Origin of the sequence: Kitasatospora sp. NPDC059803, assembly GCF_042732255.1 — a bacterium.
Taxonomy (GTDB): domain Bacteria; phylum Actinomycetota; class Actinomycetes; order Streptomycetales; family Streptomycetaceae; genus Kitasatospora.
Genome location: NZ_JBHWIJ010000123.1, coordinates 1 through 13,764 on the forward strand (window position 1 = coordinate 1; position 13,764 = coordinate 13,764).

Genomic DNA, 13,764 nt, shown 5'->3' on the forward strand with positions numbered 1-13,764 from the left:
GCGCCCCTCTCGCCGCGGGGCGCTCGTTTGCTTGCTTGTGTGTGTGTCGCCCCCCCTGTGGTGGGCCTGGCGTTGGGCGCCGCCCCCTGGGGACCCCGGGGGGGCGGGGGGGCCGGGGTGATCCCCCCACGTCCGGGCGTGGTGTCAGGCCCGGACCGCCAGGCCGTAGCGGTGCTCGGGGCGGCCGGTGTCGCCGTAGCGCAGGGTCAGCCGCAGCCGGCTGTCCCGCTCCAACTGCTTGAGGTAGCGCTGCGCCGTCGAGCGGCTCAGCCCGGTGGCGTCCGCGACCTCCTGCGCGGACAGCGGGCGGCCCGCCTGGCGCAGCACCCCCAGCACCAGGTCGGTGGTGGGCGCCGAGTGCCCCTTCGGCAGCGGGCCGGCCGGGGCGGCGGCGCTGCGCAGGGTGGCGAACAGCCGGTCCACCTCGTCCTGGCCGGCCTCCCGGGCCGCCGGGCCGGCCAGCGCGTGCCGCAGCTGCGCGTACGCGACCAGCTTGTCCCGCAGGCCGGCGAAGGTGAACGGCTTGACCAGGTACTGCAGCGCGCCGTGCTGCATCGCGGCGTGCACCGTCGACACGTCCCGGGCGGCCGTCACCATCATCACGTCGCAGGCCACCTGCCGCTCCCGCAGCCGGCGCACCAGCGCCAGGCCGGTCTCGTCCGGCAGGTGGTGGTCGAGCAGCAGCAGGTCCACCGGGCGGCGCTCCAGCGCGGCCAGCGCCTCCCCGGCCGAGTGCGCGGTACCGGTCACCCGGAAGCCCGGCACCTTGGCCACGTACGCGGCGTGCACGTCCGCGACCCGGAAGTCGTCGTCCACCACGAGTACGTCGATCATCAGGCCTCCACGAGCTGAGGGGTGAGCAGGGCCTCGGGCAGCTCGACCGTGAACCGGGCGCCGCCGAGCGGTCCCGCGTCGAGCACGATCCGGCCGCCGGTCCGTTCGACCAGCCGCCGCACCATCGCCAGCCCCAGCCCGCGCGGACGGTGCGCGGGCGCGTCCTTGCTGGTCCACCCCTCCTCGAAGACCTGCTCGCGCAGTTCCTCCGGCACGCCCGGGCCGCTGTCCGCGACCTGCAGCAGCAGCGTGGAGCCGGCCGCCGCCAGCGTCACCTCCAGCCGGCCGCCCCCACCCGCCGCGAGCGCGTCCACCGCGTTGTCGATCAGATTGCCGAGCACCGTCACCAGCGCCCGCGCGTCCACCACCGCGTCCGGCAGGTGCGCCGCCGGGGCCAGCAGCAGCCGCACCCCGCGCTCGCCCGCCACCGCCGTCTTGCCCGCCAGCAGCGCCGCGACGTGCGGATCCTGCACCTGCTCGGCGATCCGCGCCGCGACCACCGCGTGCGAACCGGACTGCTCCGAGATGAACGCCACCGCCTGCTCGTGGCGGCCCAGCTCCAGCAGGCCCAGCAGGGTGTGCATCCGGTTGGCGTGCTCGTGGTCCTGGGCGCGCAGCGCCTCGGTCAGGCTGCGGGTGGTGTCCAGCTCCCGGACCAGCGACTCCAGTTCGGTCCGGTCGCGGAGTGTCACGACCGCGCCGCCCTCGGCCGTGCTCATCCGGTTGACCACCAGCACCCGGTCGTCCCGGACCGCCGGCAGGTCGGCGCCGGTGATCCGCCCGGTCAGCACGTCCGACAGCCGGCCCGGCGGCAGCACCGCGTCGATCGGCCGCCCGGTGCAGTCCTCCGGCAGGCCGAGCAGCCGCACCGCCTCGTCGTTGGCCAGCCGGATCCGGCCGCGCTCGTCCAGCGCCACCATGCCCTCGCGGATGCCGTGCAGCATCGCCTCCCGCTCCACCAGCAGCGCCGAGATGTCGGCCAGCGCGATGTTGTGGGTGCGGCGCTTCAGCCGCCGGGCCAGCGCCAGCGTGGCGACCGTCCCCGCGGCCAGGCCCGCGCCCGCGCACAGCAGGATCCCGGTGAGCATCTTCAGCAGCCGGCGGCGGATCGAGTCGTCGCTGATGCCGACCGACACCTCGCCGACGATCCGGCCGTCCGCGACCCGCAGCGGCACCTTGCCGCGCGCGGTGCGGCCCAGCGTGCCCTGCTGCATCGCGGTGACGCTGAGCCCGCTGAGCGCCGGCTCCGGGTCGGTGCTGACCCGGTGGCCGATCCGCTCCGGGTCGGTGTGCGAGAGCCGGATCCCGTCCAGGTCGGTGACCACCACGAAGCTCGCGCCGGTGGCCAGCCGGATCTGCTCGGCGTTGCGCTGAGCGGTCGCCGAGTCCCGGGCGTCGGCCGCTCGGGCGATCGCCTCGTCGGTGGCGGTGGCCTGGGCGATCGACAGCGCCCGCTGCATCGCGTCGTGGTCCAGCTCGCTGCTGACCGGGGCCAGGAACAGGCCGGCGGTCACGGTGGTGACACCGACGGTGACGACGGTCTGGCTCAGCAGCAGTTGCGCGAAGACCCGGCGGGGCCAGCGGGGCAGCTTCATCCGGGCCTCCTCTCGGCGGCTGTGGGGGGCGGGTACGTCAGGGTCGGGACACCCTACGTTTCCGGCGTGTTTCTGTCAGCCGCGTCCCCGCAGTTGTAGCGGAAGCAAAAGGAGCAGAACACCCCTCAATGCGGAGAAACCGCAGTACGCCGAGAAGGCTCCCGCCCGGGCCCCGCCCGCTCCTACCTTTCCGGGGCAAGCACAGACCCGGGAGGATTGAATGAGCACAACCCCGGCGATCGAGCTGACTGGCGCGACGAAACGGTTCCGCACCCCGTCCGGGGCCCTGCACACCGCCGTCCGTGATCTCGATCTGACCGTCGCCCAAGGCGAGTTCGTCGCCGTCGTCGGGCCCACCGGCTGCGGCAAGTCCACCACGCTGACCCTGGTCAGCGGCCTGGAGGAGCCCACCGAGGGCGAGGTCCGGGTGGACGGCGAGCCGGTCCGCGGGATCCACCCCAAGGTCGGTTTCGTCTTCCAGCAGGACGCCGTCTTCCCCTGGCGCACCGTCCTGTCCAACGTGATGGCCGGCCCGCGCTTCCGCGGCGTGCCCACCGCCGAGGCCAGGGAACGGGCCCGGGACTGGCTGGGCCGCGTCGGCCTCGCCGCCTTCGAGGACCGCTACCCGCACCAGCTGTCCGGCGGCATGCGCAAGCGCGTCGCGCTCGCCCAGACCTTCGTCAACGACCCGGACATCCTGCTGATGGACGAGCCGTTCTCGGCGCTGGACGTGCAGACCCGCGCCCTGATGTCCGACCAGCTGCTGGAGCTGTGGGCCGGGACCAGGTCCTCCGGGAACGCCGCGTCGGTCGTCTTCGTCACCCACGACCTGGACGAGGCCATCGCGCTCGCCGACCGGGTCGTCGTCATGACGGCCGGACCGGCCACCGTCAAGGAGATCTTCACCGTCGACCTGCCACGACCGCGCACCGTGGAGGCCGTCCGGCTGGAACCGAGGTTCGTCGAGCTGTACCGCGAGATCTGGGCCTCGCTCGGCGAAGAGGTGCGCATCACCCGGGAGAGAGGAGCGGGTCGTGCCGCTTGAGACCGCGTCGGCCGTCGCCGACAAGCCCCCGGCGGCCGCCCCCGCCAGCCGTACCGAGGCCCGCGAACGGGCCGCCCGCAACCGGAGGCTGACCGTCTACGGGGCCCGGGTCGCGGTCCTGGTCGCCTTCCTCGGACTGTGGGAGGTCTGCGCCCGCACCGACGTCATCGACCCGTTCAACTTCTCGCAGCCGTCGAAGATCTGGGACCAGATCTGGCAGTGGATCACCCACGGCACCGCGCAGGGCTCGCTCGGCGAACAGATCGGCTACACCCTCTACGAGGCCCTCACCGGCTGGGTGATCGGCGTCATCTGCGGTGTGCTGCTCGGCATCGCGCTCGGCCGGGTCCGCTTCCTGGCCGACGTGTTCGGGCCCTACATCAAGGTGCTCAACGCGATCCCGCGGATCGTGCTCGCCCCGATCTTCCTGATCTGGTTCGGCCTCGGCCCGGCCTCCAAGGTCGCCTCCGCCGTCGTCCTGGTGTTCTTCCCGGTGTTCTTCAACGCCTTCCAGGGCGCCCGCGAGGTGGACCGCAACCTCGTCTCCAACGCCCGCATCCTCGGCGCCGACGGCCGCAAGGTCACCCTCCAGGTGGTCATCCCCGCCGCCACCACCTGGATCTTCACCAGCCTGCACGTCAGCTTCGGCTTCGCCCTGATCGGGGCCATCGTCGGCGAGTACATCGGCGCCACCAAGGGCCTCGGGCTGCTCGTCGCCGCCGCCCAGGGCACCTTCAACGCGGCCGGCGTGTACGCCGCCATGACCATCCTCGCCGTCGTGGCGCTGCTCACCGAGGGGCTGCTGACCTTCGCCGAGAAGAAGCTGTTCCGCTGGAAGCCCGCCGACGCGGGCGACGGCCGCTGAATCCCCTGCGTCGCTGAACCGTCCTGCGTCGCTGAACCCCCACGCTCCTGCGTCGCGAACCCCCCGCGCCGCTGAACCCCCTTGTGCCGCTGATCCCCCCTCGCAGAGAGAGGCACCCCCCACCCATGCGCCCGAACCCGATCGGCAGATCCGCCGCGGCCGCCCTCGCCGCCGTCCTGCTCCTCCCGCTCTCCGCCTGCGCCAACGACGCCGCCACGACCACCCACGGCGCCGCCGCCCCGGCCGGCCGGCAGGTCGACGGACCCAAGGTCAAGATCATGGTCGGTGGCCTGGACAAGGTCATCTACCTGCCCGCGATGCTCACCCAGCGGCTCGGCTTCTTCGCCGACGCCGGCGTCAACGTCGAGCTGATGAGCGAGCCCGCCGGCGTCAACGCCACCACCGCGCTGCTCGCCGGCGACGTCCAGGGCGCCGTCGGCTTCTACGACCACACCATCGACCTCCAGGCCAAGGGCAAGATCGTCGAGTCCGTGGTGCAGTTCTCCCAGGCCCCCGGCGAGGTCGAACTCGTCTCCACCAAGCAGGCCGACGCCATCAAGTCCGGCGCCGACTTCAAGGGCAAGAAGCTCGGCGTCACCAGCATCGGTTCCTCCACCGACTTCCTCACCAAGTACCTCGCCGTCAAGAACGGCACCGCCGTCAGCGAGTTCAGCCCGATCGCGGTCGGCGCGGGCCAGACCTTCATCGCCGCGCTCCAACAGGGCAGCATCGACGGCGGGATGACCACCGACCCGACCGTCGCCAACGTCCTCGACAAGGGCCTCGGCAAGATCCTCTACGACATGCGTACCCCCGAGGGCTCCCGCGACGCCCTCGGCGGCCTCTACCCGTCGTCCTCGCTCTACATGAACACCGACTGGGTGGAGAAGAACAAGGACACCACCCAGAAGCTCGCCAACGCCTTCGTCAAGACCCTCAAGTGGATGTCCACACACAGCCCCGAGGAGATCGCCGCGAAGATGCCCGCCGACTACGCGCAGGGCGGCGCCGAGCAGTACGCGGCCGCGATCAAGGCGACCCTGCCGATGTTCACCACCGACGGGGTGATGCCGGCCGACGGCCCCAAGACCGTCCTCGCCGTGCTTGCCGCCTTCCACCCGGACGTCAAGGGCAAGGAGGGCACCATCGACCTCTCCCGCACCTACACCACCGAGTTCGTCGGCAAGGCCGTCACCGGCTGAGCCGACACCCGACGTGACGGCCCCGCGCACCTCCGTGGACAGCAGGCGCGGGCCGCCCGCGCGCTCCGGTCCCGCGCTCACCCCCACGGGCGCGGGGCCGCCCGCGCGCTCCCGACCTGCTGAAGACCCTGCCGGCGCGCTGCCGTCCCGCTACCGGCCCCGCACCGAGAGCACGTCCATCCGCGACGGTGTCCCCGCCGCCTTGCCGCAGCTCTCCGGACGCGCCGGCTCGCTCACCGCCTCGATCACGTCCACCTCCCAGGCCCGGCCGTCCTGGTGCAGCACCGAGACCAGCCAACGGCCCGCGCCGTCCGGCCGCTGGGACAGCGTCAGCGCGTCCACCCCGGTCTCCCCGGTCGCCAGCCGCACCGCGTGCTCGGCCGCCTGACCCGGACGCTCCCAGCCCGAACAGCCCCGCGACCAGGCCGGCACCATGTGCCCGGCCGCCGTCGCCGCCAGCACCTCCTTGGCCGCCTCCGCCGTCAGCCGCCCGTACGCGTAGCCGTACGGCAGCACCAGCATCGTGGGGGAGAAGCGGTGCCCGCCCAGGTGCGTCACCTCCCACACCTCGCTGTGCCCGGCCGCCGCCAGCTCCGCCGCCAACGGGCGGCCCAGCAGCGCGCAACAGCGGTCCCGCCGCCCGTTGGTGCACACCAGCGCCAACGGGCCGCCGACGTGCTCCACCCCGAAACCGCCGTGGTCGCCGACGCCCAGCGCCGCGAAGTCCAGCTCCAGCAGCTCCGCCGGATCGGCCACCTCCGCCCGGCGCACCCAGCCGCGACCCGGCACCGTGTGCGCCACGACCACCTCGTGCCGCGCCGTCGGCAGGCAGTCCGCGTGCCGCCCCGGCCGCCGGATCAGCGCCACCCGCACCCCGGTGCCCGCCGCGGCCGCGTCCAGCGCCCGCCCTGTCGCCGGGTCCAGATGGCTCTCCCCGAGTGCCTTCGCGCCCCACGGCCCGTTCTGCTCCACCAGCAGCCAGGTGGTCGCCACCGCGGCGGTGGCGGTCAGCGGCTCCGACAGTTCACGCGACAACGTCGCACAGGTGCTCACCCGGGCAAGGCTACCCTCGGCACCCGCCGTGCCCCCGAACGACGGAGAGGGGTGCCGGACGGCTCCGGCACCCCTCCTCCACGACGCCTGCGCCCTACGCCGGTCCGGCCACCACCGCGATCGGCGCCGTCACCGGCGTGCCCGAACCGTCACGGCGCGGGTCGCGCTCCGGCAGGTCCACCGGCGCGCCCTTGTCGGACGCCGCCCGGGCCGGGGCCACGCCCGCCCAGGCGAACGTCAGACCGTCCTCGCCGCGCAGGAACCGCTGGCAGCGCACGCCGCCCGTCGCCCGGCCCTTGCGCGGGTACTGCTCGAACGGCGTCACCTTCCACGACGTCTGCTCCTCGCCGGCCAGCGTCCCCGACGCCCCCGCCACCGAGACCACCACCGCGTCCGCCGCCGGATCCACCGCCGTGAACGACAGCACCCGCGCCCCGTCGGACAGCTTGATCCCCGCCATGCCGCCCGCCGGACGGCCCTGCGGGCGCACCTGCCCCGCCGGATAGCGCAGCAGCTGCGCGTCCGAAGCGATGAAGACCAAGTCCTCCTCGCCGGTGCGCAGTTCGACCGCGCCCACCAGCTCGTCACCCTCCTTGAGGGCGATCACCTCGAACTCGTCCTTGTTCGCCGGCCACTCCGGCACCACCCGCTTCACCACGCCCTGCACCGTGCCCAGCGCCAGCCCCGGCGAGGACTCGTCCAACGTGGTCAGCGCCAGCGCCCGCTCCCCGGCCTCCAGCCGCAGGAACTCGCCCACCGCGGCCCCGCCGGCCAGCGTCGGCGACGGCGTCGGCGGCAGCGCCGGCAGATCGATCACCGGCAGCCGCAGCACCCGGCCCGCCGACGTCACCACACCCACGTCCGCCCGCGCCGTCGCCGGCACCGCCGACACGATCACGTCGTGCTTCGAGCGCTTCTCCGACAGCTCGAACGGCTCCCCGTCCGCCGTCCGCGCCAGCAGGCCCGTCGACGACAGCAGCACCCGGCACGGGTCGTCCGCCACCTCCAGCGGCACCGACAGCGCCGCCGACGGCGCCGCCCCCGCCTCCAGCAGCACCGTCCGCCGCTCCGTCCCGAACTGCTTCGCCACCGCGCCGAGTTCGGACGACACCACGCTGCGCAGCCGGGAGTCGGAGTCCAGGATCTCGGTCAGCTCCGCGATCTCCGCGTTCAGCTTCGCCTTCTCCTGCTCCAGCTCCACCCGGTCGAACCGGGTCAGCCGCCGCAGCGGAGTGTCCAGGATGTACGCCGTCTGCGTGTCCGACAGCGAGAAGCGCTCCATCAGGCGCTCCTTCGCCTGCCCCGCGTTGTCACTCGACCGGATGATCGCGATGACCTCGTCGATGTCGAGCAGCGCGACCAGCAGACCGTCGACCAGGTGCAGCCGCTCCTCCCGCTTGCGCCGGCGGAAGTCGCTGCGCCGCCGCACCACGGTGAACCGGTGGTCGACGTAGACCTCCAGCAGCTCCTTCAGCCCCAGCGTCAGCGGCTGGCCGTCCACCAGCGCCACGTTGTTGATGCCGAAGGTCTCCTCCATCGGCGTCAGCTTGTACAGCTGCTCCAGCAGCGCCTCCGGCACGAAGCCGTTCTTCACCTCGATCACCAGCCGCAGCCCGTGCTCGCGGTCGGTCAGGTCCTTGACGTCCGCGATGCCCTGCAGCTTCTTCGCGTTGACCAGGTCCTTGATCTTCGAAATGACCTTCTCCGGGCCGACGTTGTACGGCAGCTCGGTCACCACGATGCCCTTGCGGCGCGCCGTCACCGCCTCCACCGTCGTGGTCGCCCGGATCTTGAAGGTGCCGCGGCCCGACTCGTACGCGTCCCGGATCCCCGACAGGCCCACGATCCGCCCGCCCGTCGGCAGGTCCGGACCGGGCACGAACCGCATCAGCGTGTCCAGGTCCGCGGTCGGGTGCTTGATCAGGTGCCGGGCCGCCGCCACCACCTCGGACAGGTTGTGCGGCGGCATGTTCGTCGCCATGCCGACCGCGATGCCCGTCGCGCCGTTCACCAGCAGGTTCGGGAACGCCGCCGGCAGCGCCAACGGCTCCTGCTCGCTGCCGTCGTAGTTCGGACCGAAGTCGACGGTGTCCTCGTGGATCGACTCCACCATCGCCATCGACGCCGCCGTCAGCCGCGACTCCGTGTAGCGCATCGCCGCCGGCGGGTCGTCGTTGCCCAGCGAACCGAAGTTCCCGTGCCCGTCGATCAGCGGCAGCCGCATCGAGAACGGCTGCGCCATCCGGACGACCGAGTCGTAGATCGACGCGTCGCCGTGCGGGTGCAGCCGGCCCATCACCTCGCCCACCACACGGGCGCACTTCACGTGCGCGCGGTCCGGCCGCAGGCCCATCTCGTTGGCCTGGTACAGGATCCGGCGGTGCACCGGCTTCAGACCGTCCCGCGCGTCCGGAAGCGCACGCGAGTAGATCACCGAGTAGGCGTACTCCAGGAAGGAGCCCTGCATCTCGTCCACGACGTCGACATCGAGGATCCGCTCCTCGAAGTCTCCGGGCGGCGGGGTCTGCGAACTGCGGCGGGCCATCGCGGCGGGGCTCCCTTACGTCTCGCTTGCTGTGTCTCGGTCAGTCTCTGACGTCCATCCACCGACCCCCGTCAACAGGGCTCGGCGCCCCCATTGTGGACCCTCGCGCCGACACTCCCGGCCAGCGCCCCTCTTCCGCCCCTGGCGAACGCCCCGTCTGCGCGGGACACGAACACGCCCCCCGCGCGTTGCACCACAATGGGGGACGCCACACGAACCCCGACATCGACGACGGGAAGGACCCGAGCGCATGGCCAACCCGGCCCCCGCATCCGCCTCCACCGGAGGACATGGCGCTGCCATCGCCATCACCGAGCACCGCCTGGCCAACGGCCTGCGCGTCGTCCTCTCCGAGGACCACCTCACCCCGGTCGCCGCGGTCTGCCTCTGGTACGACGTGGGCTCCCGGCACGAGGTCAAGGGCCGCACCGGCCTCGCCCACCTCTTCGAGCACCTCATGTTCCAGGGCTCCGCCAACGTCTCCAACAACGGGCACTTCGAGCTCGTCCAGGGCGCCGGCGGCTCGCTCAACGGCACCACCAGCTTCGAGCGCACCAACTACTTCGAGACCATGCCCGCCCACCAGCTGGAGCTCGCCCTCTGGCTGGAGGCCGACCGCATGGGCTCGCTGCTCGCCGCCCTCGACGAGACGTCCATGGAGAACCAGCGCGACGTCGTCAAGAACGAGCGCCGTCAGCGCTACGACAACGTCCCCTACGGCACCGCCTTCGAGAAGCTCACCGCGCTCTCGTTCCCCGACGGCCACCCGTACCACCACACCCCGATCGGCTCCATGGCCGACCTCGACGCCGCCACCCTCGACGACGCCCGCGCGTTCTTCCGCACCTACTACGCGCCCAACAACGCCGTCCTCACCGTCGTCGGCGACATCGACCCCGAGCAGACCATCGCCTGGGTCGAGAAGTACTTCGGCAGCATCCCCTCCCACGACGGCAAGCAGCCGCCTCGCTCCGGCGAACTCCCCGACACCATCGGCAGCGAACTGCGCGAGCACGTCCACGAGGACGTCCCCTCCCGCGCCCTGATGGCCGCCTACCGCCTCCCGCACGACGGCACCCGCGACGCCGACGCCGCCGACCTCGCCCTCACCATCCTCGGCAGCGGCGAGTCCAGCCGCCTCTACAACCGGCTCGTCCGCCGCGACCGCACCGCCGTCGCCGCCGGCTTCGGCCTGCTCCGCCTCGCCGGCGCCCCCAGCCTCGGCTGGCTCGACGTCAAGACCTCCGGCGACGCCACCATCGAGCAGATCGACGCCGCCGTCGACGAGGAACTCGCCCGCTTCGCCGCCGAAGGCCCCACCCCCGAGGAACTCGAACGGGCCCAGGCCCAGATCGAGCGCGAATGGCTCGACCGGCTCACCACCGTCGCCGGCCGCGCCGACGAACTCTGCCGCTACGCCGTCCTGTTCGGTGACCCCAAGCTCCTGAACGACGCCCTCCCCAAGGTCCTCGACATCACCGCCGAGGAGGTCCAGGCCGTCGCCAAGGCCCGGCTCCACCCCGACAACCGGGCCGTCCTCGTCTACGAGCCCACCACGGCCGACGACACCGACGCCCCCGCCGCCACCGATGAGGAGGGTGCCGCCGCATGAGCACCGACTACGTCCCCGCCATGACGTTCCACCCCCAGCCCGAGCCCGGCACCCCCGGCCCCTGGGCCTTCCCCGCCCCCGAGCGCGCCGCCCTCGGCAACGGCATCACCGTCCTGCACTGCCACCGGCCCGGCCAGCAGCTCGTCGCCGTCGAGGTCCTCCTCGACGCCCCGCTCGCCGCCGAACCCGACGGCCTCGACGGCATCGCCGCCATCCTCGCCCGCGCCCTCAGCGAGGGCACCGACACCCTCACCGCCGAGGAGTACGCCGCCGAACTCGAACGCGCCGGCGCCACCCTCGACGCCCACGCCGACCACCCCTGCATCCGCGTCTCCCTGGAGGTCCCCGCCTCCCGCCTGCAGCGCGGCCTCTCCCTGCTCGCCGACGCCCTGCGCGCCCCCGCCCTCCCCGAGGACGAGATCGAGCGCCTCGTCGCCAACCGCCTCGACGAGATCGTCCACGAGCAGGCCAACCCCGCGCGGCGCGCCGCCAAGGCCCTCTACGCCGAGCTCTTCGACGGCGCCGACCGCCTCTCCCGGCCCCGCAGCGGCACCGCCGACACGGTCAAGGCCATCGACCGGGCCGCCGTCAAGGCCTTCTACGACGCCCACGTGCGCCCCGCCACCGCCACCGTCGTCGTGGTCGGCGACCTCACCGGCACCGACCTGCCCGCCCTCCTGGAGAGCACCCTCGGCACCTGGACCGGCAACACCGCCGAACCCTCCGCCCACGCCCCCGTCACCGCCGACGACCGCGGCCGCGTCGTCATCGTCGACCGCCCCGGCTCCGTCCAGACCCAACTCCTCATCGGCCGCATCGGCCCCGACCGCCACGACCCCCTCTGGGCCGCCCAGATCCTCGGCACCTACTGCCTCGGCGGCACCCTCACCTCCCGCCTCGACCGCGTCCTGCGGGAGGAGAAGGGCTACACCTACGGCGTCCGCTCCTTCGCCCAGCCGCTGCGCTCCGCCGCCGACGGCAGCGGCCGCTCGCTGCTCGCCATCAGCGGCTCGGTGGACACCGCCTCCACCGCCCCGGCGCTCGCCGACACCTGGACCATCCTGCGCACCCTCGCCGCCGAGGGCCTCACCGACGCCGAGCGCGACGAGGCCGTGCAGTTCCTGGTCGGCGTCGCCCCGCTGAAGTACGAGACCGCGGGCTCGGTCGCCGGCACCCTGGCCGACCAGGTCGAGCAGTACCTCGCGGACGACTACCAGGCCGAGGTCTACCGGCAGCTCGCCGAACTGCCCACCGCCGCCGCCACCGAGGCCGTCGTCGCCGCCTTCCCGCCGGACCGCCTGGTCACCGTGCTGGTCGGCGACGCCTCCGTCATCGCCGACGACGTGCGGGCCCTCGGCATCGGCGAGGTCACCGTCGTCAGCTGACCCCGCGGTTCCCGTGCGGCCCGGTGGAGCACCCGCTCCGCCGGGCCGTCGCGTTGTTAAATCCGTTGCGGGCCAGCGGCGTTCCGTGGATAGATATCCCCGGCACAGACGGACGAACGACGACGAACGACGACGAACGAAGGGAGGCGGTCACCATGCGGGTCGAGCGAGCCATACGCCGACGCTCCCCAAGGCCGTCCTCCCCCTGTGCCCAGGGCGCCTGAGCCCCACCCCCGAACTTCCCCGAGCCGCACCGGGCTTCTTCGCGCGGCACCCCCTTCCCCGAACCACCCGACCGCTGGAGGTCGTTCAACCATGACGTACACCGAGGTGCCCGGAATCCGGGTCCCGATCCGGATGTGGACCGACCCGGCCACCGTCGAGGGCCAGGCCCTGCAGCAGCTGCGCAACATCAGCTCCCTGCCCTGGCTGCACGGCCTCGCCGTGATGCCCGACGTCCACCTGGGCAAGGGCGCGACCGTCGGCTCCGTCATCGCCATGAAGGGCGCCGTCTGCCCGGCGGCGGTCGGCGTCGACATCGGCTGCGGCATGAGCGCGGTGAAGACCTCCCTCACCGCCGAGGACCTCCCCGACGACCTGTCCCGCCTCCGCTCCAAGATCGAGCAGGCCATCCCGGTCGGCCGCGGCCTCCACACCGACCCCGTCGACCCCACCAAGCTGCACGGCCTCCGAACGGCGGGCTGGGACGACTTCTGGCACCGCTTCGACGGCGTGGCCGGGGAGGTCAAGTGGCGCCGCGAGCGGGCGATGCAGCAGATGGGGACGCTCGGGGGAGGGAATCACCACATTGAACTATGTGTCGATGATAAGAAAAGTGTTTGGCTGACGCTGCATTCCGGTTCTCGTGGAATCGGCAAGGAACTGGCCGAGTACCACATGGGTGTGGCCCGGTCGCTGCCGCACAACCAGGGGCTGATCGACCGTGACCTCGCGGTGTTCATCTCGGAGACCCCGCAGATGGCGGCCTACCGGCAGGACCTGTTCTGGGCGCAGGAATACGCGCTGCACAACCGCTCGATCATGATGGCTCTCTTCAAGGACGTCGTACGCCGCGAGCTCCCGAAGGCGCAGGTGACCTTCGAGGACGAGATCAGCTGCCACCACAACTACGTGGCGGAGGAGCGGTACGACGGCCAGGACCTGCTGGTGACCCGCAAGGGCGCGATTCGCGCCCGGACCGGCGACTACGGCATCATCCCGGGCTCCATGGCCACCGGTTCGTACATCGTGCGCGGGCTGGGCAACGAGGCGTCGTTCAACTCGGCCTCGCACGGTGCCGGCCGCAAGATGAGCCGCAGCGCGGCGAAGAAGCGGTTCTCCACGCAGGACTTGGTGGAGCAGACCAAGGGCGTGGAGTGCCGCAAGGACAGCGGCGTCGTGGACGAGATCCCGGGCGCGTACAAGTCGATCGAGAAAGTCATGGCACAGCAGACCGATCTCGTCGAGCCGATCGCCCACCTCATGCAGGTCGTCTGCGTCAAGGGGTGATCGAATGAGGCGGGCCCCCACCAAGCCGGGGGCCGCCGTCACCCCGTCGGTAATAAACTAGGACGTGTGGGGGCGACCAATAGCCACTTTAGGACCATTCAGCTCGTGAGCGTTCGCCC

10 protein-coding genes are annotated in these 13,764 nt (G+C 72.4%); 6 read left to right on the top strand and 4 right to left on the bottom strand.

Annotation, left to right across the window (positions count from 1 at the left end):
• Positions 1 to 144: 144 nt before the first annotated feature.
• Positions 145 to 834: a response regulator gene (locus ACFV6I_RS20475; protein ID WP_063349364.1), complete on the bottom strand. Its 690-nt coding sequence runs from the start codon at positions 832 to 834 to the stop codon at positions 145 to 147.
• Complete coding sequence (locus ACFV6I_RS20480; protein ID WP_380336346.1) at positions 834 to 2,429, bottom strand: ATP-binding protein; 1,596 nt, start codon at positions 2,427 to 2,429, stop codon at positions 834 to 836. Before ACFV6I_RS20480 ends, ACFV6I_RS20475 begins: the two co-directional genes overlap by 1 nt.
• A gap of 220 nt (positions 2,430 to 2,649) precedes the next feature.
• Between ACFV6I_RS20480 and ACFV6I_RS20485 the strand changes: the two genes are divergently transcribed.
• The 3 genes from ACFV6I_RS20485 to ACFV6I_RS20495 all read left to right on the top strand — a co-directional run bounded on the left by ACFV6I_RS20485 (position 2,650) and on the right by ACFV6I_RS20495 (position 5,541).
• Positions 2,650 to 3,474 (top strand): ABC transporter ATP-binding protein, encoded by an 825-nt coding sequence (locus ACFV6I_RS20485; RefSeq protein ID WP_063349366.1) that lies wholly within the window; start codon positions 2,650 to 2,652, stop codon positions 3,472 to 3,474.
• Positions 3,464 to 4,339, top strand: coding sequence for an ABC transporter permease (locus ACFV6I_RS20490; protein WP_063349367.1), 876 nt, complete (start codon positions 3,464 to 3,466; stop codon positions 4,337 to 4,339). The genes ACFV6I_RS20485 and ACFV6I_RS20490 overlap by 11 nt, the downstream gene beginning before the upstream one ends.
• Before the next feature lie 125 nt (positions 4,340 to 4,464).
• The gene (locus tag ACFV6I_RS20495) at positions 4,465 to 5,541 is read left to right on the top strand and encodes an ABC transporter substrate-binding protein (RefSeq protein ID WP_063349368.1); all 1,077 of its coding nucleotides are present in this window, start codon (positions 4,465 to 4,467) and stop codon (positions 5,539 to 5,541) included.
• Between the two features lie 150 nt (positions 5,542 to 5,691).
• Here the strand turns inward: ACFV6I_RS20495 and ACFV6I_RS20500 are convergent, their stop codons facing one another.
• Together ACFV6I_RS20500 and ACFV6I_RS20505 are read right to left on the bottom strand one after the other, a co-directional pair.
• Positions 5,692 to 6,594, bottom strand: coding sequence for a sucrase ferredoxin (locus ACFV6I_RS20500; RefSeq protein ID WP_363374274.1), 903 nt, complete (start codon positions 6,592 to 6,594; stop codon positions 5,692 to 5,694).
• Between the two features lie 94 nt (positions 6,595 to 6,688).
• Positions 6,689 to 9,139 (bottom strand): DNA topoisomerase (ATP-hydrolyzing) subunit A, encoded by a 2,451-nt coding sequence (locus ACFV6I_RS20505; RefSeq protein WP_063349370.1) that lies wholly within the window; start codon positions 9,137 to 9,139, stop codon positions 6,689 to 6,691.
• Positions 9,140 to 9,389: 250 nt separating this feature from the next.
• Here ACFV6I_RS20505 and ACFV6I_RS20510 point away from each other — a divergent pair, with 250 nt between their 5' ends.
• The 3 genes from ACFV6I_RS20510 (at position 9,390) to ACFV6I_RS20520 (ending at position 13,645) form a co-directional block, all read left to right on the top strand.
• The gene (locus tag ACFV6I_RS20510; protein WP_063349371.1) at positions 9,390 to 10,751 is read left to right on the top strand and encodes a pitrilysin family protein; all 1,362 of its coding nucleotides are present in this window, start codon (positions 9,390 to 9,392) and stop codon (positions 10,749 to 10,751) included.
• A gap of 20 nt (positions 10,752 to 10,771) precedes the next feature.
• Complete coding sequence (locus ACFV6I_RS20515) at positions 10,772 to 12,136, top strand: pitrilysin family protein (protein ID WP_063351412.1); 1,365 nt, start codon at positions 10,772 to 10,774, stop codon at positions 12,134 to 12,136.
• A 315-nt stretch (positions 12,137 to 12,451) separates the two neighbouring features.
• A complete protein-coding gene (locus ACFV6I_RS20520; RefSeq protein ID WP_380426789.1) occupies positions 12,452 to 13,645 on the top strand; it encodes an RtcB family protein in 1,194 nt (397 codons plus the stop codon).
• The last annotated feature ends 119 nt before the right edge of the window (positions 13,646 to 13,764 follow it).